Genomic DNA, 25294 nt, shown 5'->3' with positions numbered 1-25294 from the left:
ATATATGGTTTTTGCGGGCAGGGCAGCTATTAAATAGACAGTGGTCTATTAATTTTCTAAACGAAAGGAGCCGACTGGAGCTCACATGCAACCGCCTGAGCCCGGTCAACCCGCCTCAAGGCTCCAGACAATACCCCACGCCATAGATCGAACGGATCAGCTCGCAGTCCGGGTCGAGGCGGTGCAGTTTGCGGCGGACGTTGCGCACGTGGCTGTCGACGGTGCGGTCGGTGACGATGCGGTAGTCGGCGTGCAGGTGGTTGAGCAATTGGTCGCGGGAGAGCACCTTGCCGGGGTGCTTGGCCAGGGTCGCCAGCAGGCGGAATTCCACCGGGGTCAGCTCCAGGGGCTGACCGTTGAAGCTGGCCTGGTAGGCTTCGGCGTCCAATTGCAAGCCGCTGGGTGTGGCCGGGCTGCCCGTCGCACTGCGACGCAGTACGGCCTTGACCCGCGCGACTACCTCGCGCGGGCTGAAGGGCTTGCAGATGTAGTCGTCGGCGCCCAGTTCCAGGCCGAGCAGGCGGTCGATCTCGTCGACCCGGGCGGTGACCATGATGATCGGCAGGGCGCTGAAGGTGCGTACCGCACGGCACACCTCCAGGCCATCCAGGCCGGGCAGCATGAGGTCGAGCAGCACCAGGTCGGGCGGCGTGGCGCGGATGGTCGCCAGGGCTTCCTGGCCGTCGGCGCGCCAGTCGCAGGCGAAGCCGGCGGCCCTGAGGTAGTCGCCGAGCAGGGCGGCGAGCTTGGGTTCGTCTTCTACCAGCAGGATGGTCTGGTTCATGTTGGGCTCCTCTCGTCGAGGGCGGGCAGCTGGAGTTCCAGCCAGAGACCGCCCAGGGGGGAGGCCTGTGCCTGCAGGTGCCCGCCATGGACCTCGGCGATGCCGCGGCAGATGGCCAGACCCAGACCGGCGCCACCGCTGCGGCGGCTGCGCGAGCCCTCGACGCGATAGAAGCGTTCGAACAGCCGCTCGCGATCGGCGGCGGGTACGCCGGGGGCGGAGTCTTGCAGGTCGACCTGCAGCAGTGGGCCGACCTGGCGCGCGGCGAGGCGCACCTTGCCGGGTGCCTCGGTGTATCTCAAGCTGTTTTCCAGCAGGTTGTAGAACAATTGGCCGAGGCGCGCCTCGTCGCCACGGATCATCAGGGGGGCGTCCGGCAATGTCAGTTGCAGGTCCAGGCCGGCCTGGTGAAAGCGCGGGCGCCAGGCGTCGGCGGTCAATGCCAGCAGGGTCGTGAGGTCCACCGCCTCATGGCGATAGGTGGGGCCGCCGACTTCGGCCAGGGACAGTTCGAAGAGGTCGTCCACCAGTTTGTTCAGCGAGCCGACCTCGGTCTGCAGCGACTTCAAACCGCCGATATCCAACGGCCGGATGCCGTCCTCCATCGCCTCCAGTTCGCCCTTGAGCACCGCCAGCGGCGTGCGCAATTCGTGGGAGATATCGGCCATGAACACCCGGCGCTGGCGTTCGTTGTCCGCCAGGGCCTTGGCCAGGCGATTGAAGTCCTGGGCCAGCTGGCCGGCCTCGTCGGCGGAGCGGATGGGCAGCTGGATACCGTAGTCGCCGGCCGCCAGGCGGTGGGTAGCGGCCGCCACGGTGCGGATCGGTCGCAGCAGGGTGCGGGCGATCCACCAGGCCAGGGCGGCGGCCAGCAGCAGGCAGACGAAGGCGATCACCAGGCTGGAGCGGATCTGGCTCTGCTGGAAGCGGCGGTCGCCGTCGCTGATCACCGCCTCGAAGGGGGTCAGCGCCAGCCAGCCGACCACCTGGCCTTGCCAGTGGAGGGCGCGCAGCAGCGGCTTGGGTGGCAAATCGCGAAAGCCGATCAGGTAGCGACGGTCGGCGTCCAGCAGCGAGAAGCGCAGAAAGGCACCGGTGAGATCCGACACCGGCGGGGAGGGCCGCGTGGTGGTATTCGGTGGCAACTCCGGCCGCAGCAGCTGAATCCAGGCCTCGGGGGGATGCTGGTTGAGCAGGAAGTTCCAGCTGCCATGCTCGGCATAGGCGTGCTCGAAGCGCGGCACCAGGGCGTCCAGCCGCTGCTCGGCCTGGCCGTTGAGGTAGCCGAGGAAATCCCGCGAGAAGCTCAAGTAAGAGGCCCAGGCCATGCCCAGCACGGCGAAGGCGCAGAGCGCCAGGGCGGCGAGAAAGACCTTGGCGGACAGCGACAGGCGAAGCAGGCCCATGCGGATCTCGGCGGCGGAAGGTAGGGGCACGCTAGCAGCTCCGGCTCTTGCTGTCAGGGCTCGTCGGCCAGGCGCGTGGCCTGCCAGTCGCCGCCCAGGGCCATCTGCAGCTGGACACTGGTCACCAACTGGCTGGATTCCAGCTGCAGCAGGCTCTGCTCCTGGCTGAGCTGGGTGGCCTGGGTGGTGGCCACGTCCAGGTAGTCGATCATGCCGGCCTCGTATTGGTCGCGGGTCACACTGGCCGAGTCGCGGGCGGCGGCCACGGCCCGGCGCTGGGCGGCAATCTCGGGGTCCAGGGTATGCAGGGCCACCAGGTAATCCTCCACTTCGCCGAGGGCGGTGAGCACCGTCTGCCGGTAGCTGGCGACCTTGGCGTCGTAGGCGGCGCGGGCCTGATCGACGCCGGCGCGGGTGGCGCCGAAGTCGAACAGGGTGCCGGAAAGGGTCGGACCTAGGGACCAGAAGCGACTGGGGGTCTTGAACAGCTCGCCGAGCAGGCTGCTCTGGTAGCCGCCGCTGGCGCTCAGGGTCAGGTCCGGGTAGTAGGCGGCGGTGGCCACGCCGATGGCGGCATTGGCGGCGGCCACCTGCCGCTCGGCCTGGGCGATGTCGGGACGGCGCTCCAGCAAGGCGGTGGGCAGGCCGGCGGGGATGTCCGGCAGCCGCGCCTGCCAGTGCGGATCGACGGCCAGGCTGAAGTCCGCCGGCGGCTTGCCGAGCAGCAGGGCGATGGCGTGCTCCAGCTGGGCGCGCTGGGCGGTCAGGGCCAGTCGGTCGGCTTCGGCGCTGTCCAGTTGCGTACGCGCCTGGGCGAGGTCGGCGCGGGAGGCGAGCTGTTCGTCGTAGCGGTTCTGGATCACCGCCAGGTAGCGGCGGTAGTCGGCCAGGGTCTGGTCGTAGAGCGCCAGGCGTCGATCCAGGATGCGCAGCTGGAAGTAGTCCTGGGCCAACTCGGCCTGGGCGCTGAGGGTGGCATTGGCCAGCTCCGCGGCGCTGGCCTGGGCACTGGCGCGGTCTTCTTCCAGGGTGCGGCGCAGCTTGCCCCAGAGGTCGAGGTCCCAGCTCAGGCCGAGGCTCAGGCTCTCGGCGTTCCTGACCGTGGCGCCCCCCGCCGTGGTACTGCTGGAGCCGCTGGCACTGCTGGCGTTCTCGCTGCGGGTCGCCTTGGCGTCCAGGGTGGCGCTGGGCAGGGTCTCGGCGCGGCTTTCGCGCACCAGGGCGCGGGCCTGGCGATAGAGCGCCTGGTATTGGGCGACGTTCTGGTTGGAGACCGCCACCTGGCCCAGCAGGGCCGCGAGCTGGGGATCTTCGTAGGCTTGCCACCAGGCGCCCTTGGCCTGGTCGTCGCGCGGACTGGCGGCCTTCCAGCCGGCCGCCTCCTTGAATTGCGTCGAGAGCGGAGCGCTGGGCCTTTGGTAGTCGGGGCCGACGGTGCAGCCAGCGAGCAGGGCCAGCAGGAGCAGCGGGGGGAGGTCGCGTAGGGCGGGCATGGTCGTCACCTTCAGGCCGCGGAGCGGCGCAGCTGCGTGCGCCAGAGGCGGCGACTGGCGCGGCTCAGGCGGTCGAGACAGAGGAACACCACCGGGGTGGTGAAGAGTGTCAGCACCTGGCTCAGCGCCAGGCCACCGGCGATGGCCAGGCCCAGGGGGCGGCGTAGTTCGTCGTCGCCGCCGCTGCCCAGGGCCAGCGGCAGGGCGCCAAAGAAGGCCGCCAGGGTGGTCATCAGGATCGGCCGGAATCTCAGTCGGCAGGCCTCGCGGATGGCGATGGCGGGCGCGAGGCCTTGCTCGCGTTCGGCGACCAGGGCGAAGTCCACCAGCAGGATGGCGTTCTTCTTGACGATGCCGATCAGCAGCAGGATGCCGATCAGGGCGATGAGGGTCAGCTGGGTGCCGGTGGCCAGCAGCAGCAACAGGGCGCCCACCCCGGCCGAGGGCAGGGTGGAGAGGATGGTCAGCGGATGGATGTAGCTCTCATAGAGCATGCCCAGCACCAGGTAGATGGCCGCCAGGGCCGCGGCCACCAGCCAGGGGATCTGGGCGACCAGGGTGGTGAAGGCCTGGGCGGTGCCCTGGAAGCCGGACTGGATATCCCGTGGTAGGCCGACCTTGATCAGCGCCGCCTGGATCGCCTGTTGGGCCTGGTCCAGGGAGACCCCGTCGGCCAGATTGAAGGCCAGGGTGCTGGTGGCCATCTGGCCCTGGTGCGCCACTGCCAGGGGCGCGTTGCCGCCGGAAAAGCGGGCGAAGGCGGCCAGTGGGACCTGGGCGCCACTGGCGGTCACCACATAGAGCTGGTGCAAGACCTGTGGGTCCTGGGTGTAGGCCGACGCCAGCCCCAGCACCACGTGGTATTGGTTGAGGGTGCGATAGAGGGTGGCCACCTGACGCTGGCTGAAGGCGTTGTCCAGGAAGGTGTCGAGTTCCTTGACGCTCACCCCCAGGCGAATGGCCGCGGCGCGGTCGATGTCCAGGCGCACCTCCTGGCCGCCGTTCTGGGCATCGGAATCCACCCCGGTGAGTTCCGGCAGGGTCTTGAAGACGGCCTCGACCTTGGGCGTCCAGCTGCGCAGCTCGTCGAGGTCGTCGGCCTGCAGGCTGAATTGGTAGGTGGCGTTGGCGCTGCGCCCCCCGACCCGCAGATCCTGGGCGGGCATGAGGAACAGCTGGATGCCAGCGTGGCGACTGCCGAGCAGGCTCAGGCGATTGGCGATCTGCTGGGCGCTGTCCTTGCGCTCGCTGTAGTCCTTGAGGCGGATGAAGAATTGCGCCGAGTTGCGCGAACCGAACATGCCGCCCCCGGTGGAGGCCATCACCGCCGCCACCTCCGGGTCGCGGCGCAACTGGGCGGCGATCTCCTTCACGTAGGGCGCCAGGGCCTGGTAGGAGATGCTCTGGTCGGCGCGGATCGCGCCGAGCAGCACCCCGGTGTCCTGGTCCGGAAAGAAGCCCTTGGGCACCACCACATAGAGATAGACGTTGAGCGCCACGGTCAGCGCCAGGCTCGCCAGGGTCAGCAGCGGATGCCGCAAGACCCCGTCCAGAGCGCGCAGATAGCCGGCTTGCAGGCGCGCCAGGCCGCTCTCGATCCACCGATAGAGCGCCGGCACCGGCGCGTCGGGCGCCCGCTCGCGCAGCAGCCGGGCGCAGAGCATGGGCGTGAGGCTCAGCGACAGCAGCATGGAGATGACCAGGGCCACGCTGAGGGTCACGGCGAATTCGCGGAACAGCCGGCCGACGATACCGCCCATGAGCAACAGCGGGATGAACACGGCGATCAGCGAGAGGGTCATGGACAGCACGGTGAAGGCCACCTCGCGCCCGCCGATCAGCGCCGCGCGCAACGGCCCGCGACCCAGTTCGCGATGGCGAGTGACGTTCTCCAGCACCACGATGGCGTCGTCCACCACGAAGCCGGTGGCGATGATCAGCGCCATCAGCGACAGGTTGTCCAGGCTGTAGTCCAGCAGGTACATGACCGCGCAGGTGCCGATCAGGGACAGCGGCAGCACCAGCGCCGGCACCAGGGTGGCGCGCAGGTCGCGCAGGAAGACGAACACCACCCCGATCACCAGCAGCACCGCCACCAGCAGGGTCTCCTCGGTGGAGTGCAGCGAGGCCTTGATGCTGGCCGAGCGATCGATCACCGGCACCAGGTCCACATCGCCCGGCACCAGGGCCTGCAGGGCCGGCAACTGGGCCTTGATGGCGTCCAGGGTCTGCAGCATGTTGGCACCGGCCTGGCGGGTCACGGCCAGGGTAACCGAGGGCTGGCCATTCAGCGAACCGCTGACGTAGACGTCCTCGACCGTGGCATAGACCCGCGCCACGTCGCTCAGGTGCACCGCGGCGCCCTGCTGGTAGCCGACGATCAACCGCCCATAGTCCGCCGCCTGCTCCAGCTGGCCATTGCTGTCGATGGACCAGGTCTGGCCCTCGGCGTGCAGCACGCCCTTGGCGCCGTGGGTGGTGGCGTTGGCGATGGCACTGCGCACGCTGTCCAGGGCGATGCCGGCATGGGCCAGTTGCTGGGGCTGCAGATCGATACGGATCGCCGGCAGCGAGCTGCCGCGGATCGACACCTGACCGACGCCCTGCACCTGGGCGATCTTCTGCTGCAGGATGCTCGATGCCAGGTCGTAGAGTTCCCCCGGGCTGCGCGTCTTGGAGGTCAGCGCCAGCATCAGGATCGGTGACTCGGTGGGGTTGGCCTTGCGGTAGGTGGGCAGGCTGGGCATGCCGCTGGGGAGCAGGCTGCGCGCGGCGTTGATGCCGGCCTGGACGTCGCGGGCGGCGCCATCGATGTTGCGCGACAGGTCGAATTGCAGGATCAGGGTGGTGGCGCCCTGGCTGCTGCTGGAGGTCAGCTCGGTGATCCCGGCGATCTGGCCGAGGCTGCGCTCCAGCGGCGTGGCCACGGTGGCCGCCATGGTCTCGGGGCTGGCCCCGGGCAGGCTGGCATTGACCACGATGGTGGGGAAATCCACCTTGGGCAGCGGCGCCACCGGCAACTGGGCGTAGCCGAGCAGGCCGAGCAGCAGCACCGCCAGGCTCAGCAACAGGGTGGCGACTGGCCGGAGCACGAACAGGCGCAGCGGATTCATCGCGCGGCGCTCCGCTGCAGCCGCCGGCCGAGCCGCTCGCCGAGGCTATCGAAGGCCAGGTAGATCACCGGGGTGGTGTAGAGCGTCAGCACCTGGCTGACCAGCAGTCCGCCGACGATCACCAGCCCTAGCGGCCGGCGCAGCTCGGCGCCGGAGCCGCCGGCGAACATCAGCGGCAGGGCGCCAAGTAGGGCGGCCATGGTGGTCATCAGGATGGGTCTCAGGCGCAGCAGGCAGGCGCGGTGGATGGCCTCGCGCGGCGCCAGGTGCAGCTGCTGGCGACCCTCTAGGGCAAAGTCCACCATCATGATGGCGTTCTTCTTGACGATGCCGATCAGCAGGATCACCCCGATCAGGGCGATCAGGGTGAACTCGGTGCCGGTCAGCAAGAGCAGCAGCAGGGCGCCGATGGCCGCCGAGGGCAGGGTGGAGAGGATGGTCACCGGGTGGATGAAGCTCTCGTAGAGCACCCCGAGCACAATGTACATCACCACCACCGCGGCCAGGATCAGCCACAGGGTATTGCCGGCCGCCTGCTGGAAGGCCTGGGCCGCGCCCTGGTATCTCAGGGTGACGCTGCTCGGCGCCTGGGCCTCCTGCATGGCTTGGGCGATGGCCTGCTGCGCCTGTTCCAGGGAATAGCCGTCGGCGAGGTTGAAGGACAGCGTCACCGCCGGGAACTGCCCCAGGCGCGTCAGGGACAGGGCGCCGGGTCGCTGCTCGATGCGGGCGATATCGGTGAGGCGTACCAGGCCCTTGGCGGCGTCGCTGGTGCTGCTGGTCGTCGAGCCGCTGTTCGTTGTACTGGCGCTGTTGCTAGCGGTCGAGGTCGTCGTGGGTGCCAGGTAGATGTCGCCGAAGGCCGCCACGCTCTGCTGGAAGGCCCCCGGCACCTGCAAGACCACCCGGTACTGGTTGGCCTGGGTGAAGATGGTGGAGATCAGCCGCTGGCCGAAGGCGTTGTACAGGGCGGTGTCCACGTCGGCGGCGGTGATGCCGAAACGGGCGGCGGCGGTGCGGTCCAGTTCCACCTGGGCGGTGAGGCCCTGGTCCTCCAGGTCGTCGAGCACATCGCGCAATTCCGGGCGTGCCTGCAGGCGCGGCATCAGCCGCGGCAGCAGGGCGGCCAGTTGGGTGCCGTCGGCGTCGTCCAGGGTGAACTGGTACTGGCTGGGGGTGAGCTGGTCGTCCACCGTCAGGTCCTGGCTGGCCACCAGATTCAGGCGGATGCCGGCGACCCCCGCGGCGGCCTGCTCCAGGCGGCGGATGATCGCCGGGGCGCGCTCGTTGCGCTCGTCGAAGGGCTTGAGCTGGATCTGCAGGCGGCCCTGGTTGAGGGTGGCGTTGGTGCCGTCTACGCCGATGCTGGAGGTGACCGTGGCCACCGCCGGGTCGGCCAGTACCTGCTGCACCAGCGCCTGCTGGCGGCGCGCCATGGCGTCGAAGGAGACGTCCTGGGAGGCGCGGGTGAAGCCGACGAGCAGGCCGGTGTCCTCGTTGGGAAAGAAGCCCTTGGGTACCAGGACATAGAGCAGGGCGGTCAGCGCCACCGTGGCCGTGGCCACCAGCAGGGTCAGCCGCGGATGGTCCAGCACCACGCCGAGGGTGCGGTCGTAGCCGGCCACCAGGCGCTCGAACTGCCGTTCGCCCCAGCGCGCGAAACGCCCCTGGCGTTCCAGCGGCACGTGGTGCAGCAGCCGGCTGCAAAGCATCGGGGTGAGCGTCAGGGAGACGAACATGGAGACCAGGATGGCCACCGCCAGGGTGATGGCGAATTCGCGGAACAACCGGCCCACCACGTCGCCCATGAACAGCAGCGGGATCAGCACGGCGATCAGCGAGAAGGTCAGGGAGATGATGGTGAAGCCGATCTCCCGCGAACCGCGTAGCGCCGCCTGCAGTGGCGGCTCGCCGTCTTCCAAATGGCGGGCGATGTTCTCCACCACCACGATGGCGTCGTCGATGACGAAGCCGGTGGCGATGGTCAGGGCCATCAGAGTCAGGTTGTTCAGCGAAAAGCCCGCCAGGTACATGATGCCGAAGGTGCCCACCAGCGACAGCGGCACCGCCAGGCTCGGGATCAGGGTGGCGGTGAAGTTGCGCAGGAACAGGAAGGTCACCAGCACCACCAGGGCGATGGACAGCACCAACTCGAATTGCACGTCTGAAAGCGAGGCGCGGATGGTCTGGGTACGGTCGGCCAGCACCGTCAACTGCACGCTGTCCGGCAGGGCTGCGCGCAGCTTGGGTAGCTGCGCCTGGATGGCGTCGACCACGCCGATGACGTTGGCGCCCGGCTGGCGCTGGATGTTGATGACGATGGCCGGATGGCCGTTGGCGGTGGCCTGCAGATAGGCGTTTTCTGGCGCCTCCTCGGTGGTGGCCACGTCCTTCAGGCGCAGGGCGGCGCCGTTCTCGTAGCTGAGCACCAACTCGCCGTACTCGGCGGCGCTACGCAACTGGTCGTTGGCGTCGATGGTGATGGAGTGGTTGGGGCCGTCGAAACCGCCCTTGGAGCCGTTGACGTTGGCCGCGTTGACCACGGTATAGACGTCTTCCAGGGTCAGGCCGTGGGCGGCCAGGGCCTTGGGATTGACGTCGATGCGCACCGCCGGCTGCTGGCCGCCGGCCAGGGTCACCAGGCCGACCCCGGAGATCTGCGACAGCTTCAGCGCCAGGCGGGTGTTGACCAGATCCTGTACCTGGGTCAGTGGCAGGCTGTCCGAGGTGGCGGCCAGGGTCAGCACCGGGGCGTCGGCCGGATTGACCTTCTTGTAGGTGGGCGGATTGGGCAGGTCGTTCGGCAGGAAGCTGTTGGCGGCGTTGATCGCGGCCTGCACCTCCTGCTCGGCGACGTCCAGCGACAGGCTGAGATCGAACTTCAGGGTGATGACCGAGGCGCCGGCCGAGCTGGTCGAGTACATCTGCGCCAGACCGGCCATCTGCCCCAGTTGGCGCTCCAGCGGCGCGGTCACCGCGGTGGCTAGCACCTTGGCGCTGGCACCGGGATAGAGGGTGGTGACCTGGATGATGGGATAGTCCACCTCCGGCAGCGCCGAGATGGGCAGCAGGCGATAGCCCAGGATGCCGGCGAACAGCACCGCCACCATCAGCAGCACCGTGGCCACCGGTCGCTGGATGAACAGCCGCGACGGATTCATCGGCTGGCATCCGCCGCCGGCGTGGCTGCCACCCGGACCTGGGCGCCGTCGCGCAGGTGGTCGACGCCACGGGTAACCACCCGTTCATCCCCCTTGAGTCCCTGGGTGACGGCCACCCGGTCGCCCAGCGCCGGGCCGGTGGTTATGCCGCGTCTTTCCACCTTGTCGTCGGCGCCGACCACGTAGACGAAGCTGCCGTCGCTGCCCAGTTGCACGGCGGCGGCGGGGACCACCACGGCATCCTTGAGGGTGCCGGTCTGCAAGCGCACGTTGACGAACTGGTTGGGGTAGAGTTTCTCGTCCGGGTTGGCGAACACCGCCTTGAGCTTGAGGCTACCGGTGCTGGTATCGATCTCGTTGCTGATGAACTTCAGCGTGCCCTCGGCCAGGGGGGTGTTATCCAATTGGCCGAGCGCGGTGACCGGCAGCGCCTGGCCCTGGCGTACCTTGGGCAGCAGGGTGGCCAAATTGGCCTGGGGCAGGCTGAAGGTCACGGCGATGGGATCGGTCTGGGTGATGCTGACGATGCCGGTGGTGTCGCCGGCGGCCAGGTAGTTGCCGGGGTCCACCAGGCGCAGGCCGACGTAGCCATCCAGCGGCGCCGTGATGCGGGCGTATTGCAGATTCAACTGGGCGGCGGCGATCTGCGCCTGGTCGGCCTGCACCGCGCCCTGGTATTGGCCCACGGTGGCCACCTGGGTATCCAGCTCCTGCTTGGCCAGGGAGTCCTTGGCGACCAGCCGGCGGTAGCGTTCCAGGGTCAGTTGGGCGCTCTTGAGCTGCGCCTGGTTCTGCGCCAGGTCGCCGCGGTACTGGTCGAGGGTGGCCTGATAGGGACGCGGATCGATCTGCGCCAGCACCTGGCCCTTCTTCACGCGCTGGCCTTCGGTGAAGAACACCTGCTCCAGTTGACCGGCCACCCGGGTGGTCACCGTCACGCTGGCGTTGGCCACCACGGTGCCCAGGGCGGTGAGCGTGACCGGCACGTCGGCATGCCCGACCTGGCCCACCGCCACGGTGATCGGCTGCCCCTGTCCCGGCGCGCCGGCCCAACCATGACCGCCGTGGCCGCTGTGCGCGGTGTTACCCGTGTCGTTCGAACGCTCATGCAGCTTCAGGCCCAGCGCCACGGCGGCACCGACCAAGACAACGACGACGAGAATGCGGGATTTCCTGCTCATGCCTGCCAGACCTGACTGAGATGGAGTCAGGCTGCTGGGCAAATGTGCAGAAAATATGGAAAGGCGCTCAGCTGCGCGCTGAGCGGCACTCCAGGTTCAGGTAGGTTGCGGTTGAGCGCAGCGAAGCCCAACGGCCCCGCTGCTTTCTAGAAGGCGTCAATCCAGGTCCGCTGCCGAATGCCGTTCGGCCAGTTGCTCACCCGGCTCGCCCCAGGTGCGATTGACCCGCCGCCCGCGTTGTACCGCCGGCCGTGCGGCGATGGCTTTGGCCCAACGCTGGACGTGGCTGTAGTCCTGCACGGAGAGGAATTCCGCGGCGTTGTAGAGCTGTCCCAGCACCAGGTTGCCGTACCAACTCCAGATGGCGATGTCGGCGATACCGTATTCCTCGCCCGCTACATAGGTCCGCTCGGCCAGCAGGCGGTCGAGCACATCGAGCTGGCGCTTGGTTTCCATGGCGTAGCGGTTGATGGGGTATTCGAGCTTTTCCGGCGCATAGGCATAGAAGTGGCCGAAGCCGCCGCCGACGAAGGGTGCCGAGCCCATCTGCCAGAACAACCAGTTCAGCGTCTCGGTGCGGCCAGCGTGATCCTTGGGGATGAAGGCGCCGAAGCTGTCAGCGAGATAGAGCAGGATGGCGCCGGACTCGAACACCCGTAGCGGCTCGGTACCCCGGCGATCCACCAGGGCCGGGATCTTGGAGTTGGGGTTGATCTCGACGAAACCACTGGAGAATTGCTCGCCTTCGCCGATGCGGATCAGCCAGGCGTCGTACTCGGCGTCCTGGTGTCCCAGCGCCAGCAGCTCTTCCAGCAGGATGGTCACCTTCATGCCATTGGGCGTACCCAGCGAATAGAGCTGGAAGGGATGCTCGCCTACCGGCAGGTCCTTGTCGTGGGTCGCACCGGCGATGGGCCGATTGATGCTGGCGAAGTTGCCACCCGACGTGACGGGGGTCCAGACGCGTGGGGGAGTGTAGGAATCGCTCATGGTGGCTCTGTCCTCGGTCGGTGAAGATCGGTAGTTCGATCATAACCGAACTTTGCGTTTTAGGGCTCGGCTCAGGCGTTTTGTTCGGTCAGTCTCTGCGCCGTGAGGCTACGATACTGGCGCGGGGTCATGCCCTTGAGCTGGTGGAAGCGCCGATTGAAGTTGGAGATATTGTTGAAGCCGGCCTCGAAGCAGATATCGGTCACCGGCATGCGGCTGTGGGACAGCATCTCGCAGGCCTTGCTGATGCGTAGGCTGTTGACGAATTCGACGAAGGTCCGGCCGGTCGCCTGGCGGAAGAAGCGTGAGAAGTAGGTAGTGGTCATCCCCAGGTGCTCGGCCACTTCCTCCTGGGTGAGATCGCGCTGGTAGTGATCGAAGATGAAATTCACCGTGCGGTTGGTGCGATCCACCGCCTGCTCGCTGGCGGTACCCGGCTCCACGGCACCGGAGAGCAACTGGTAGCGCTCCGAGGTGGCCAGGGCCTCCATCAGCACCAGGAAATGACCGAGACGAGTGGCACCGCCGCTGTCGGCGATCTGCTGCAGCAGCACCTCGGCCCGAGCGATCAGCTCGGGGTCCTGGAATTCGATCCCATAGCGCGCCCGCTCCAGCAGGGGCGCCAGGCCATTGAGTTCGGGGAAGACGGCGGTGGCATTGTCCACCGTTTCATCGGTGAAATTGACCAGCATGTCACGCTTGGTCACCACCTCACCCTCGGCGATGCGGCTGATCCAGTTGTGCGGCAGATTCGGTCCAGTGAGGAACAGGGTGCCGGGGTAGAAGTTGCCGATGTAGTCGCCGATGAAGGCGGTGCCCGAGCTGGCCACCAGCAGATGCAACTCGTACTCCTTGTGGAAGTGCCAGCGCACCAGCGGGCAGGGAAAGCCGTGCTCCCGGTAGATCACCGAATGCCCGCTCAGGTCCTCCATCAATTCATAGGAGGGATTGCTCTTGCGCAAGGACTGACTCATGGGTCGACCCGCCGTTCTTGTTGGTCGCGATGCTGGTCCTGTTCGACGTCCATCGCAACCCAGGGTTCAGCCCGCCCTTAGGTCCTGTACGAAAAGTGCCTGCGCTCGGTGATGCTTCGTTGAAAAAGGCCTGGATCGCCAGCCCGGTCGCAATGCTCATTTACCGCTCGTAAACTCGAGCGCGAGTCCGATCCGTTTCCTCAGCCTTTTTCGCGGGGCCGCCTAGGCCTCGCCTGACCTTCGCTCGGCGACTTTTCGTACAGGACCTAGGATCACCGCCGCCCTCAGCTTGCCGCGGCCGAAGCGACTCATCTTGTCGAACTCGGCGTGGGACACCGGGATGTGCTGGCAATCCAGCTCGCGCCGATGCTGGCTGTGGTCCACGTCGGGATCGTGCAGGTAGACGAAATCCTCGTCGCAGTCGGTGACCAGTACCCAGTGCGGACCCTTGGCCTTGGTCAGGCGGAAGGAGCTGATCAGCACCAGCGGGAAGGCCCCTTCGGCGACCCAGGCCGCCACGTCCAGGCGGGTGCGATAGAGGCGCTCGATGGGCGACTGCTTGACCTCGGCGCTGAAGTCCTCGTGCACCAGGCGCATGACTTCCTTCTTCTCCTCGCTACGCACGCCATCGAGAAACAGGGGACCGCGGGTATTGACCTGCAGGGTCACCTGGAAACCGCGCCGGTGGGCGGCCAGGGCCAGGCCATGGGGCCCGCAACCGCCATGGCCGGCGGTCATGAAGATGGTGGTCGCCTCGCGCCACAGCCGCAGCTCTTCGCGGCGCTCCAGCGGTCGACCGGGCTGCAGAGCACCCATGGCCATCAGCAGGCTGGCCGGGCCGCAGGTGAAATCGGTGGTCTGGCGGTAGAAGGGCACCGGACGGGCCTGGCCCGCGCGGGGCTGGCGGATACGCTTCTCGAAGCGTAGCGCCAGGCTGTGGTCCTCGTAGTAGTCCTCCACCGTGGCGAAGGGCAGGTAGCCGTTGCGTTCGTAGAGGGCGATAGCGGTGGCATTGTCCGGTCGTACCTCCAGCCGCAAATAGGCGCAATCGCGCTCCACGGCCTCGGCTTCGGCGGCGTCCAGCAGGCGCTGGCCGAGGCGATGGCCGCGCGCGGCGGGGTCCACGGCGATGGAGTAGAGGCGGGCGAGGGAGGTGTTCTGGTGGAACAGCACCAGGGCATAGCCCGCTACGCGCTCCGCGCTTTCCGCCAGGATCAGGACGGCGTTCGCCCGGGTGAGCATCCAGTGGAAATTGCGCCGGGAAAGACGGTCATAGCTGAAGCAGCGGGCTTCCAGATCGACCAGCGCCGCCAGATCGTCCAGCCCGGCGGGCCTGAGCGTGAAACTCATCGCGAAGGATCCTCCTGGAACGGAGCGGGCAGCCTGCCACGGTTAAGCAACGGTTAATAGCACCCGCGTTACAACCCTTGGAGTGGTCCGACAACACCCGGGTTTCCGTCGTGACCACATCCCGTATCGAGGAGGTCCAGTGAGCAAGCTGTATATCGTCGTGGAACGCAAGGAAGACTGGTCGTCCTACTATCCCAGCGAAGATGTCATCACCGCCCAGGAATACCTGGAGCAATCCAACGAACAGGACAACGGCAAGCGGGTGCAGGTGATCAACCTCTGCCGCAGCCAGAAATACCTCGGCCACGGCTACTACTGCTCGCTCTTGGCCGAAGCCCGTGGGCACAAGGTCATCCCCTCGGTGCGCACCATCAGCGAGCTGGCGCGCAAGGCGCTCTATGGCCTGGCCCTGGAGGATCTCGACAAGCTGCTGACCAAGGCCCTGGCCGGCCATCCCTACGGCAGCGCCGACGGCTTCACCCTCACGCTCTATTTCGGCACCACCGACATCGAGCCCCTGCAGGATCTGGCGCGCCAACTGTTCGAAGCCTTCCCCTGTCCGCTGCTGCTGGTGGAATTCCGCCGCGACCGTGCCGGCTGGCATATCGGCGGGCTCAAGCTGGGCAGCATCCACAAGCTGCACGAGACCCAGGAAGACCTCTTCGCCAACGCCCTCGACCGCTTCAGCCGGCGCGTCTGGCTCAAGCCCGGGCGGCGCGAGAAGTACCGCTTCGACCTGGCCATCCTGCACGACCCCAAGGAAGCCTTCCCGCCGTCCGATGCCAAGGCGCTGAAGAACTTCGTACGGGTCGGCAAGCACCTGGGGCTGGACGTCGAACTGATCGAGAAGAAGGACTATGCGCGGCTGGGCGAATTCGACGCCCTGTTCATCCGCGAGACCACCGCCATCGACCACCACACCTATCGCTTCGCCAAGAAGGCCGAAAGCGAGGGCCTGGTGGTGATGGACGATCCGCGCTCCATCCTGAGGTGCACCAACAAGGTCTACCTGGCCGACCTGCTGCGTGCCCACAAGCTGGACATGCCGGCCACCGAGATCCTCTACAAGGACAATCCCGCGCAGCTCGAAGGCCTCGGCGAGCGCCTGGGCTTTCCGCTGGTGCTGAAGATTCCCGATGGCTCCTTTTCCCGTGGCGTCATTAAGGTCGAGGACCAGGAGCAACTGCGCAAGGCCAGCGCCGAGCTGTTCGAGCGCTCGGTGCTGCTACTGGCCCAGGAGTTCTTCTACACCGAATACGACTGGCGCATCGGCGTACTGAATCAGGAGCCGATCTTCGCCTGCCAGTACTTCATGTCCAAGGGCCACTGGCAGATCTACGACCACAGCGCCAGCGCCACCGAGGTGAGCGGCGATTTCCGCACCCTGGCGGTCCAGGACGCCCCCCACGCCGTGGTGGAACTGGCGGTACGCACCGCCAACCTGATCGGCGACGGCCTCTACGGCGTCGACCTCAAGCAGGCAGGCGACAAGCTGGCGGTGATCGAGGTCAACGACAACCCCAACATCGACTGCGGGGTGGAAGACCTGGTGCTCAAGGACGATCTCTACGCCCTGGTGCTGGAAGAATTCATCCGGCGGCTGGAGTCACAACGCGGCGGCCAGCCCTGGTAACGCGCCAGGGTCGCGAGAAAGGTAGGTTGGGCTGAGACGGCTCTATCGTCGAAGCCCAACATGAGGGCTCAGCGTCGCACCGTTGGGCTTCGCTGCGCTCAACCCAACCTACGGGTGCCAGCCTTTCGCGTAGGTTGGGTTGAGACAGCTCCACCGTCGAAGCCCAACAGGATGCGCTCAACCTTGGCACCGTTGGGCTTCGCTTTCGCTCAGCCCAACCTACGGGTGCCAGCCCTTGGCGTAGGTTGGGTTGAGACGGCCCTATCGTCGAAGCCCAACATGGCGGGCTCAACCTTGCCACCGTTGGGCTTCGCTGCGCTCAGCCCAACCTACGGGTGCCAGCCCTTGGCGTAGGTTGGGTTGAGACGGCTCTACCGTCGAAGCCCAACAGGATGCGCTCAACCTTGGCACCGTTGGGCTTCGCTTTCGCTCGGCCCAACCTACGGGTGCCAGCCCTTGGCGTAGGTTGGGTTGAGACGGCCCTATCGTCGAAGCCCAACATGGGGGGCTCGACCTGGGCACCGTTGGGCTTCGCATTCGCTCAACCCAACCTACCCAATTACATCAATACCGAGGGCGCTCAGGCGCCGTGGCACTTCTTGAATTTCTTCTCGCTGCCGCATGGGCAGGGATCGTTGCGTCCCACTTCCTTCAACGGATTGCGCACCGGCTCCTGGGCATGGCCGTGGTTGCAGTGCGGGCCGTGGACGTGGTGCGCATGGCCATGGTCGTGATCATGATCATGGTTGCAGTCAGGGCCGTGGACATGTTGGTTCATCTAAGGACTCCAGTAGGAAGATGGGCGCCGGGTACGAATTGCCCCTGGCTAGAAAAATGAATACTGCGCCCGAACAGCCAGCCCGTCTTCAACTGACCACGCAGGCGATAGCTAACCGGCTGATCGCGCTTTTCCAGCATGCGGCCCACGTCTTTCACGTAGCGCCACAGATTGGTCTGCACCGGTACCGCGAAGCTGGCATGGCCGTTGGCCGGCACCGACGACCCCAGGTTGGCGATCCCTTGGGCCAGCAGCAGATCGTTCAGATAGACCGTGTAGGCCATCTTGCGGATGGACAGGGCCTGATCGTTGGGATTCTCTATTCGGAAGTTAAGCACGAAGTCCTGGCTCCACAGCCGCGCGCGGATCAACTCCACGCCGGTCAGCTCGACCTGAGGTTCTTCGTAGCTATGCCTGCCAAAGGAACAGCCGCCGAGACCGGTCAGCAAAACGCTGAACAGGGTAAGGATCAAGGCCTGGCGAAGCATGCGGCACTCCTGTTTTTGTGCAGTTCAATAAGCACCGATTGCTGCCCAGTCGGGGCCGCAGCGGCACAGGCTAACAAAAAAACGCCGGGTCCTGGCGACTGTGCGGGCTGGACCGCCCGTGTCCGGCGTTGCATCCTGCGCATCTTGCCGTGACCGAGGAGGTCGTCATGTCCGCCGCTCTCTATGAAATCGCCTTCCAGGGCGAGCTGATCGCTGGCGCCGACGCGCAACAGACCCGGCAGAATCTGATGCGTTTGTTTCAGGCAGATGAACAGCGCATCGCCGTGCTGTTTTCCGGTCGCCGCATGATCATCAAGAATCGCCTGGATGCCGCCACGGCGGAACGCTATCGCGCCACCCTGGCGCAGGCCGGGGCGGTGGTCGAGGTGGTGCCCATGGCCGAGACGGTCACGCCGGCTCCGGCTGCCCCTGCCGCAGCTCCCGCCACCGCGCCGGTCGTCCCAGCGGCAACCGGGGCGCACGCCACGTTGTCCGTCGCTCCGCGCGATGTCGTGATGGCCGCCTTCGTCGATGTCCAGGCACCGGATTTCGGCCTGGCTCCCGTAGGCGCCGATCTCCAGGACCAGGCCGCGCCCGTGGCGACGCCCCGGGTCGATCTTTCCCATCTGAGTCTCGCGCCGGTCGGCAGCGACCTGGGCCCGACCGAAGCGGCCCTGCCCGTGGCGGTGCCGGATACGGATCACCTGACGCTGGTCAGGGAATAGCGTCCGTTCGCCTTAGAGCCTGTTCAAAATCTGCTGCGCGTCGGCCAAACCGCGTTGAAAATGGCTTCGGAATGTTCATTTACCACTCGTAAACTCGTTCGCGAGCTCGGTCCGCTTCCTCAGGCGTTTTCGTGGGGCCGCCCAGGCCTTGTTTGGCTCTAGCTCGTGAGATTTTGAACAGGCTCTTAGAGATAATCGGCACAGCACTTCTTGAATTTCGCGCCACTGCCGCACAGGCAGGCGTCGTTGCGGCCCGGCAGGGGCCGCACCGTGGGATCGAGAAAGAACCAGCGACCATCACGCTGGACGAAGCCTGAGCGTTCCTCATGGCGATGGGCACCGCGCCCATCCTCCCAGCGTGCCACGAAGCTGACCCGGGCATGGGTAGGATCGCCTGGTGCAGGGTGATGCTCCAGCACCTGCAGACCCTGCCAGCGACTGCCCAGGCTCCAGGCGGTGAGGGCCTCCCGGTCCAGCCGCGCCTGCTGCGCCGGCGCTGTGGTGCCTACCAGATAGTCGATCAGCCCCAGCACATAGGCGCTGTAGCGCGAGCGCATCAGGCGTTCGGCATCGGGCGCCGGCGCACCGGCGTGCAAGGGGCCGCAGCAATCGCCGAGGGCGAGTTCCGAGCCACAGGGGCAGCGGGCCAAGGAATCCATCTCACCACCAGTACTTGCCGAAATTCTGCGGATTGGCCCAGAACTTGGCGTTGAGCCAGTCCGGGACCTGCTTGTAGTCGTGCAGATCATAGCTGAACAGCGTCACCACCTGGCCGTCGCGGGCGAAGCGTTCACTGGCCTGGAGGGCGAGGGCGTAGAAATCCGTCGCCTGCCACTCGCTGGCGGCCAGATCCACCAGCACGGCCAGCCGCGACGTATTGAAGTTGCGCAGGCCGCCGAGCAATTCACGGCCCTGGCGCATTGGGAGATGTTCCAGGCAGTCGGCGAGGATCACCAAATCGTAGCGTTCGCCGAGCAGACTGGCGTCCTCCAGCGGCACTGCAGCTTCCACCAGGCGACATTCAGGATGCGCCTCGGCATAGGCCTGTATCGCCGGCAGCGCTTCACGCGCCAGGCACAACAGGCGAGACGGCTTGTGGTGCTCCAAGAGGCTTGCCAGAGCCTGTTGCGGGGTGCGGGACGAGAATAAATTTGCCATTTAAGGGAACCCTAATTAAATCTCTGTTGACTAAGCAACCAGCGTTGTCAAGACGTGTACGCCACCATTAGTCTGACAGCGCAATAAAGCCAAAGACGAGCACAACTCGCGGTACCTGGTCTATAGGAGACCCCTTCATGAGCAAGAGCATCGCAAGGACAGCTTTACCCCTCATCATGGCGAGCACTGTGCTGGCCGGCTGTGCGGGCGGCGTACAGAAATCCGATTGGCCGGTCTGCGCAGCGGTCGGCGCCCTGGTGGGCGGCGCTGCCGGTGCTACCCAGAACGGCAACGTCGCCGGTATGGCGGCCCTGGGCTTCGGCACCACCGCTGGTGCCTATTGCTGGGTGCATGGCAAGGGCAACGAGCAGGTCGCTCGTGTCGCTCCCGCGCCGGCCCCGGCTCCTGCGCCCGCTCCGGCTCCCGCTCCGGCGCCGCTGCCCAAGCAGGAAGTGATCACCGCGCGTGACCTGCACTTCGCCTTCGACTCCGCGAAGATCAACCCGCGTGACCAGGCCCAGCTCGACGGTATCGCCGGTCGTCTGCGCGGCGAAGCCGCCAGCACCCGCCTGTCGATCACCGGCTACACCGACAGCGTCGGCACCCCTGCCTACAACCAGCGGTTGTCCGAGCGTCGCGCCAAGTCGGTCAGCGAATACCTGATCAACGCCGGCATCCCTGCGGGCAGCATCGTTTCGGTGAAGGGTATGGGTGAATCCAACCCGGTCGCCACCAACGAAACCGCTGAAGGCCGTGCCGAGAACCGCCGCGTCGAAATCCAGATCGACCGCGAGTGATCCAAAGGCGGCGGATCGAGGTCCGCCGCCTTTACTTTTTCCAGCCAGTGGCGTTATGGTCCAATCCATCTCGTTCTCCTGCTGGATTTCATGAAAACCCTGTCCCTTACCGGCAAAATCCTTCTCCTGCTATTTTGGCTCGCCGCAGCCGCTACCCTCGCTCTGCCTCTCGCTCGCCCCTTCCCTGAATTGCTCGCGCTGGTCGCCCTGGCCCTGCTGCTGTTGCACCTGGGTGAACTCTTCGCCAGCCGCCGCGCCCTGCGCCTGCGCCGCCATCCCTGGCTAGACCGGGTTGCCCTGCTGATCTTCGGCGCCTTTCATCGTTTGCCACCCCAGTTGCCGGGTGCGCTCTAAGAGCCTTTTCAAAGGCTCGCGAGCTAGAGTCAAACAAGGCGGAAATAGCTGAGGAAGCGGAGTTTACGAGTGGTAAATGAGCATTCCGAAGCTATTTCCAACGCGGTTTGGCCGACGCGCAGCAGCCTTTGAACAGGTTCTGGGCCTGCGACCTCAACGTCGGGCGCATCCTGACGACAGGCGCGTTATCATAGCGGCCCAGATCCATTACTGTAGATGCATACAGCGCTCGTCCGTCGGACGCGGCGCTTTTTTGTCATCGCCCGGAACCAGGCATGCTCAGCACCGAACTCAAGACCCAGATCCAGGGCGCCTACACGCGTTTCCTCGAAGCCAAGTCGCTCAAGCCGCGCTATGGCCAGCGGCTGATGATCGCGGAGACGGCCAAGGGCCTGGGTGCCATCGCCCAGGACGAGGAAGGCCATCGCGAGGGTGAACCGGCGGTGGTGGCGGTGGAGGCGGGCACCGGTACCGGCAAGACCGTGGCCTACGCCCTGGCCGCCATTCCCGCGGCCAAGGCCGCCGGCAAGCGCCTGGTGATCGCCACCGCCACCGTGGCGTTGCAAGAGCAGATCGTGCACAAGGACCTGCCGGACATCCTGCGCAACAGCGGTCTGTCCTTCAGCTTCGCCCTGGCCAAGGGGCGTGGTCGCTACATGTGCCTGTCCAAACTGGACATGCTGCTGCAGGAAGGCCAGGCGCAGAACGCCACTGCCCAGCTGTTCGCCGAGGATGGCTTCAAGATCGACATCGACGAGGCGTCCAACGAATTGTTCGGCAAGATGATCGAGCGCCTGGCCGGCAACCGCTGGGACGGTGACCGCGACAGCTGGCCGGAGGCCATCGAGGATGTCCAGTGGTCGCGCATCACCACCGACCACAGCCAGTGCACCAATCGCCACTGTCCCAACTTCCAGCAGTGCGCCTTTTACAAGGCGCGCGAAGGCATGACCAAGGTCGATGTCATCGTCACCAACCATGACCTGGTGCTGGCCGACCTGGCCCTGGGGGGCGGTGCCATCCTGCCCGATCCGCGCGACACCCTCTATGTGTTCGACGAGGGCCACCACCTGCCGGACAAGGCTATCGGCCACTTCGCCCATTTCACCCGGTTGAGATCCACCGCCGAGTGGCTGGAGCAGATCGCCAAGAACCTCACCAAGCTCCTGGCCCAGCATCCGTTGCCCGGTGATCTCGGCCGGCTGGTGGAGCAGGTGCCGGAGCTGGCGCGGGAGATCAGGACCCAGCAGCAATTCATGTTCAGTGCCTGCGAGGCCCTGGCCGACTTTCGCGCCGGCGAGGACATGGAAGGCCGCGAGCGGCCACGGCATAGATTCGTCGGTGGGGTGATCCCCGAAGACCTGCGCGAGATGGGCATCGAGCTGAAGAAGGGCTTCGCCAAGCTCACCGATCTGTTCACCCGCCTGACTGAGATGCTCAAGCAGGCCATGGATGGCGAGTCCAGCATCGGCCTCGCCAGCTACCAGGCCGAGGAATGGTATCCGCTGTTCGGCAGCCTCTTGGCCCGCGCCCAGGGTAACTGGGAGTTGTGGACGGCCTTCACCTGCGAAGACCCGGAAGACAGCCCGCCCATGGCGCGCTGGATGACCCTGGCCGAGACCGGTTCGCTGTACGACATCGAGGTCAACGCCAGCCCCATCCTGGCGGCGGACATGCTGCGCCGGCACCTGTGGAACGTCGCCTATGGCGCCCTGGTGACCTCGGCGACCCTGACCGCCCTGGGGACCTTCGACCGCTTCCGCATGAGATCCGGCCTACCGCGCTCGGCGGCCACCGCCATCGTGCCCAGTCCCTTCCGCCATGCCGAGGCGGGAGTGCTGCGGGTGCCGGATCTGAAGGCCGATCCACGCAACGCCGCCGAGCACACCGCGGCCATCGTCCGCGAGCTGCCGGCCATGCTCGAAGGAGCGCGGGGGAGCCTGGTGCTGTTTTCCTCGCGGCGGCAGATGCAGGACGTCTTCGAAGGTCTGGAGCGTGACTGGCGCAAGCGGGTGCTGATCCAGGGCAACCTGTCCAAGCAGGAGACCCTCAACAAGCACAAGAAGCGCGTCGACGACGGCGAGGCGAGCGTGCTGTTCGGCCTGGCCAGCTTCGCCGAGGGGGTCGACCTGCCGGGCGCCTACTGCGAGCACGTGGTTATCGCCAAGATCCCCTTCGCCGTGCCGGACGACCCGGTGGAAGCCGCCCTGGCCGAGTGGATCGAGGCCCGTGGCGGTAATCCCTTCATGGAGATCGCCGTACCCGACGCCTCGCTGCGCCTGATCCAGGCCTGCGGCCGACTGCTGCGCACCGAACAGGACAGCGGCACCATCTCGCTGCTCGACCGCCGCCTGGTGACCCAGCGCTATGGCAAGGCCATCCTCAATGCATTGCCGCCGTTTCGGCGGGAGATTCAGTAGGAGGCCTTCGCGGCCATTCGGTCCGTCAATGCCGCCGTTCCTACGGGCGTTACGATCAACTGTTTCATCGCGGCCATGGGCCGCTCCTACAATGGTTTGACGCTCCTGTAGGAGCGGCCCATGGCCGCGATGCTCGACAAATTTTTGGAAGGACACCCCATGACCGTCCACGGCTATCACGACCTGAGATTCGAATCCGTCCGCGAGGCCTTCGCCGATTTGCTCGCCGCCGGCCAGACCCGGGGTGCGGCCCTGTGCGTGCAGGTGGCCGGGGAGACCGTGCTGGATCTCTGGGGCGGCCTGGCCGACAAGGACGGCCAGACGCCCTGGCACACCGATACCCTGCTGAATCTGTTTTCCTGTACCAAGGCCTTCACCTCGGTGGCGGCGCTGCAACTGGTGGAGGAGGGCAAGCTGGCGCTCGATGCCCCGGTGGCCGAGCGCTGGCCCGAGTTCGCCGCCGCCGGCAAGGCCGAGATCACCCTGCGCCAACTGCTCAGCCACCGCTCCGGTGTCTCGGCCCTGCGTGAGCGGCTGCCCGGCGATGCCCTCTACGACTGGGCACAGATGACCGCCGCCGTGGCCGCCGAGGCGCCCTGGTGGACGCCCGGCACCGCCCATGGCTATGCCCCCATCACCTTCGGCTGGCTGCTCGGCGAGCTGATCCGCCGCGCCGATGGTCGGGCGCCGGGCGAAGCCATCGTGGCGCGCACCGCTGGCCGTCTCGGCCTGGATTTCCACATCGGCCTGCCGGCGAGCGAGGACGAGCGGGTCGCCCACATCGTTCGCGGCAAGGGCGTGCTGGGCGATGCGGCGGCCCAGCGTTTGCTCAAGACCACCATGAGTGACCCCGCCGCCTTGCCGACCCTGGCCTTCGGCAATCCGTCCGGGGTGCTCACCAGCACCAACAAGGCCGAGTGGCGGCGTTTCGAGCAACCGGCGGCCAATGGCCACGGCCATGCGCGCAGCCTGGCCGGCTTCTATGCCGGGCTGCTGGCGGGCGATCTGCTGGAATGGGAAACCCTGAGCGAGGCCCTGCGCGAGCATAGCCAGGGCGAGGATCGCACCCTGCTGACGCCGACCCGCTTCGGCCTGGGCTTCATGCTCGACCAGCCTGAGCAGGCCAATGCCACCTATGGCCTCGGCCCCCAGGCCTTCGGTCATCCAGGCGCGGGCGGTTCGACCGGCTTCGCTGACCCTGAACGCGAGGTGGCCTTCGGTTTCGTCACCAACACCCTGGGACCCTATGTGCTGATGGACCCACGCGCCCAGGCCTTGGCCCGGGCGGTAGGGGAGTGTCTGTAAGGCCGGGCACCCTCGCAGGCCAGCCGGGGTTTGTCTGGTCTCGCCTGGGTATGCTTAGCTGTGGCGCATTCATGGATAAGGTAGGTCTGGCCGTAGCGGTCGGCCTCGCCTCGAACAGGAGTACCCATGTCGTCCTCCCCGCCGTCGCGCGGCACCATAGCCACCGAGCTGGTGCGCGAGGCTCTGGCCGCTTTCGTCACTGTCGAACGCCCGCTGGAGGCGCTGTTGGTCGAGCTGGGCCTGGATCCGCGCTGTCTGGCTGAGTCGCGGGTGCCGGTAGCGCTCTATGGCCGGCTCTGGCGGCGTCTGGCCCTGCGCTTCGACGATGAATTCTTCGGCATGGACCCCCGCCGGCTGCGCTCCGGCAGCTTCGCCTTTCTCTGTCGCCTATGCCTGACCCAAGCCCGCCTGGGCGATGCCCTGGAGCTGGCGCTGGGCTTCTTGAACCTCGGCTTCGAGCGCCTGGAGGCGCAACTGGTCCACCAGCGCAGCCTGGCATCGATCCAGTTGCGGGCGCCTGACGGGTCAGCACCCCGCGCCTTTACCTGTTTCACCTACTGGCTGATCGTGCACGGCCTGGCCTGCTGGCTGATCGGGCGGCGCATCCCCTTGCTGGCAGTGGAACTGCAGTGCGCCGAGCCGGACTTCACCGACGACTACCGGGTGCTGTTTTCCGACAACCTCAGATTCGGCCAGCCGCAGACCCGGCTGATCTTCGCCGCCGAGGTGCTGGATGCGCCGATCCGGCGTAGCCAGGCCGACGTGGCCCGTTTTCTCGCCGGGGCACCGAACAACATCCTGCAGCGCTATCGCGATGCCGAGAGTCTGGCCGAGCGTCTCAAGGCGCGCCTGCGTGACCTGCCCGGCGACCAGTGGCCGACCGGGGAGGACATGGCGCAGCAACTGCACCTGTCTTCGGCCACGCTACGCCGCCGGCTGGCGGAGCAGGGGCAGTCCTACCAGGCGCTCAAGGACAGCGTGCGCCGCGAGCGCGCCATCGCCTGGCTGGCCGACCGCCAGCGCAGCCTGGAGGACATCGCCGTTGCCCTGGGCTTCTCCGACGTCCGCGCCTTCTACAAGGGCTTCCGCAAGTGGACCGGGACCAATCCCGGCCACTACCGCCAACTGATCCTGGCCGGTGCCGCACCGGCCTGACTGTCCAAACCGCTCAGCCCTGTTGCAGC

Annotated in this window: 20 protein-coding genes; 7 read left to right on the top strand and 13 right to left on the bottom strand. The window is 66.6% G+C overall.

All coding sequences use genetic code 11. The annotated features are described in order from the left end of the window. Positions 1-115: 115 nt before the first annotated feature. From FAZ11_RS16125 to FAZ11_RS16085, 9 genes are all read right to left on the bottom strand, one after another. Positions 116-784: a response regulator gene (locus tag FAZ11_RS16125; RefSeq protein ID WP_058774049.1), complete on the bottom strand. Its 669-nt coding sequence runs from the start codon at positions 782-784 to the stop codon at positions 116-118. Beyond that, entirely contained in the window at positions 781-2190 is a 1410-nt protein-coding gene (locus FAZ11_RS16120; protein WP_058774048.1) for an ATP-binding protein, read from the bottom strand. The genes FAZ11_RS16125 and FAZ11_RS16120 overlap by 4 nt, the downstream gene beginning before the upstream one ends. A 53-nt stretch (positions 2191-2243) precedes the next feature. After that, the gene (locus FAZ11_RS16115; protein WP_058774047.1) at positions 2244-3683 is read right to left on the bottom strand and encodes an efflux transporter outer membrane subunit; all 1440 of its coding nucleotides are present in this window, start codon (positions 3681-3683) and stop codon (positions 2244-2246) included. An 11-nt stretch (positions 3684-3694) separates the two neighbouring features. Further along, positions 3695-6796, bottom strand: a complete 3102-nt coding sequence (locus FAZ11_RS16110) for an efflux RND transporter permease subunit (RefSeq protein ID WP_137279353.1) — start codon at positions 6794-6796, stop codon at positions 3695-3697. Further along, the gene (locus FAZ11_RS16105) at positions 6793-9957 is read right to left on the bottom strand and encodes an efflux RND transporter permease subunit (protein ID WP_137279354.1); all 3165 of its coding nucleotides are present in this window, start codon (positions 9955-9957) and stop codon (positions 6793-6795) included. The genes FAZ11_RS16110 and FAZ11_RS16105 overlap by 4 nt, the downstream gene beginning before the upstream one ends. Beyond that, on the bottom strand, positions 9954-11138 hold the full coding sequence (locus FAZ11_RS16100) for an MdtA/MuxA family multidrug efflux RND transporter periplasmic adaptor subunit (RefSeq protein ID WP_137279355.1): 1185 nt from the start codon (positions 11136-11138) through the stop codon (positions 9954-9956). The genes FAZ11_RS16105 and FAZ11_RS16100 overlap by 4 nt, the downstream gene beginning before the upstream one ends. Before the next feature lie 156 nt (positions 11139-11294). After that, the gene (gene yghU / locus FAZ11_RS16095; RefSeq protein WP_058774043.1) at positions 11295-12128 is read right to left on the bottom strand and encodes a glutathione-dependent disulfide-bond oxidoreductase; all 834 of its coding nucleotides are present in this window, start codon (positions 12126-12128) and stop codon (positions 11295-11297) included. A gap of 71 nt (positions 12129-12199) precedes the next feature. Further along, entirely contained in the window at positions 12200-13102 is a 903-nt protein-coding gene (locus FAZ11_RS16090; protein WP_058762385.1) for an AraC family transcriptional regulator, read from the bottom strand. 222 nt (positions 13103-13324) lie between these two features. Then, on the bottom strand, positions 13325-14452 hold the full coding sequence (locus FAZ11_RS16085; RefSeq protein WP_058774418.1) for a GNAT family N-acetyltransferase/peptidase C39 family protein: 1128 nt from the start codon (positions 14450-14452) through the stop codon (positions 13325-13327). 139 nt (positions 14453-14591) lie between these two features. Between FAZ11_RS16085 and FAZ11_RS16080 the strand changes: the two genes are divergently transcribed. Next, positions 14592-16085 carry a RimK family protein gene (locus FAZ11_RS16080; protein WP_058774419.1) on the top strand — a complete coding sequence of 498 codons (1494 nt, stop codon included), beginning with the start codon at positions 14592-14594 and terminating at the stop codon, positions 16083-16085. A gap of 580 nt (positions 16086-16665) precedes the next feature. On the opposite strand, the gene FAZ11_RS16075 is transcribed toward FAZ11_RS16080, so the two are convergent. Together FAZ11_RS16075 and FAZ11_RS16070 are read right to left on the bottom strand one after the other, a co-directional pair. After that, positions 16666-16863 (bottom strand): SEC-C metal-binding domain-containing protein, encoded by a 198-nt coding sequence (locus FAZ11_RS16075; protein WP_058762382.1) that lies wholly within the window; start codon positions 16861-16863, stop codon positions 16666-16668. Next, entirely contained in the window at positions 16860-17351 is a 492-nt protein-coding gene (locus FAZ11_RS16070; protein WP_058762381.1) for an LEA/WHy family protein, read from the bottom strand. The genes FAZ11_RS16075 and FAZ11_RS16070 overlap by 4 nt, the downstream gene beginning before the upstream one ends. Before the next feature lie 167 nt (positions 17352-17518). Between FAZ11_RS16070 and FAZ11_RS16065 the strand changes: the two genes are divergently transcribed. Next, positions 17519-18076, top strand: a complete 558-nt coding sequence (locus tag FAZ11_RS16065) for a hypothetical protein (RefSeq protein WP_058774291.1) — start codon at positions 17519-17521, stop codon at positions 18074-18076. 185 nt (positions 18077-18261) lie between these two features. Here the strand turns inward: FAZ11_RS16065 and FAZ11_RS16060 are convergent, their stop codons facing one another. Together FAZ11_RS16060 and FAZ11_RS16055 are read right to left on the bottom strand one after the other, a co-directional pair. After that, positions 18262-18735, bottom strand: a complete 474-nt coding sequence (locus tag FAZ11_RS16060; protein ID WP_058774292.1) for a YchJ family protein — start codon at positions 18733-18735, stop codon at positions 18262-18264. Between the two features lies 1 nt (position 18736). Then, positions 18737-19234 carry a DUF6231 family protein gene (locus FAZ11_RS16055; protein ID WP_137279356.1) on the bottom strand — a complete coding sequence of 166 codons (498 nt, stop codon included), beginning with the start codon at positions 19232-19234 and terminating at the stop codon, positions 18737-18739. A 137-nt stretch (positions 19235-19371) separates the two neighbouring features. On the opposite strand from FAZ11_RS16055, the gene FAZ11_RS16050 reads away from it, so the two are divergent. The 5 genes from FAZ11_RS16050 to FAZ11_RS16030 all read left to right on the top strand — a co-directional run bounded on the left by FAZ11_RS16050 (position 19372) and on the right by FAZ11_RS16030 (position 25265). Continuing rightward, positions 19372-20031: a PA1041 family peptidoglycan-binding anchor lipoprotein gene (locus tag FAZ11_RS16050; protein WP_058762377.1), complete on the top strand. Its 660-nt coding sequence runs from the start codon at positions 19372-19374 to the stop codon at positions 20029-20031. A 90-nt stretch (positions 20032-20121) separates the two neighbouring features. Continuing rightward, positions 20122-20385: a DUF1145 domain-containing protein gene (locus FAZ11_RS16045; RefSeq protein WP_058762376.1), complete on the top strand. Its 264-nt coding sequence runs from the start codon at positions 20122-20124 to the stop codon at positions 20383-20385. 275 nt (positions 20386-20660) lie between these two features. Beyond that, positions 20661-22805 (top strand): ATP-dependent DNA helicase DinG, encoded by a 2145-nt coding sequence (dinG, locus tag FAZ11_RS16040; RefSeq protein ID WP_137279357.1) that lies wholly within the window; start codon positions 20661-20663, stop codon positions 22803-22805. 159 nt (positions 22806-22964) lie between these two features. After that, on the top strand, positions 22965-24110 hold the full coding sequence (locus FAZ11_RS16035) for a serine hydrolase domain-containing protein (protein WP_058782258.1): 1146 nt from the start codon (positions 22965-22967) through the stop codon (positions 24108-24110). Between the two features lie 126 nt (positions 24111-24236). Next, a complete protein-coding gene (locus tag FAZ11_RS16030; protein WP_058786519.1) occupies positions 24237-25265 on the top strand; it encodes an AraC family transcriptional regulator in 1029 nt (342 codons plus the stop codon). The last annotated feature ends 29 nt before the right edge of the window (positions 25266-25294 follow it).

This window comes from Pseudomonas rhizoryzae, from assembly GCF_005250615.1.
In the GTDB taxonomy this organism is placed as follows: Bacteria; Pseudomonadota; Gammaproteobacteria; order Pseudomonadales; family Pseudomonadaceae; genus Chryseomonas; species Chryseomonas rhizoryzae.
The sequence above is the reverse complement of the archived record's forward strand: the minus strand, read 5'-3'. Positions and strand labels throughout refer to the sequence as shown.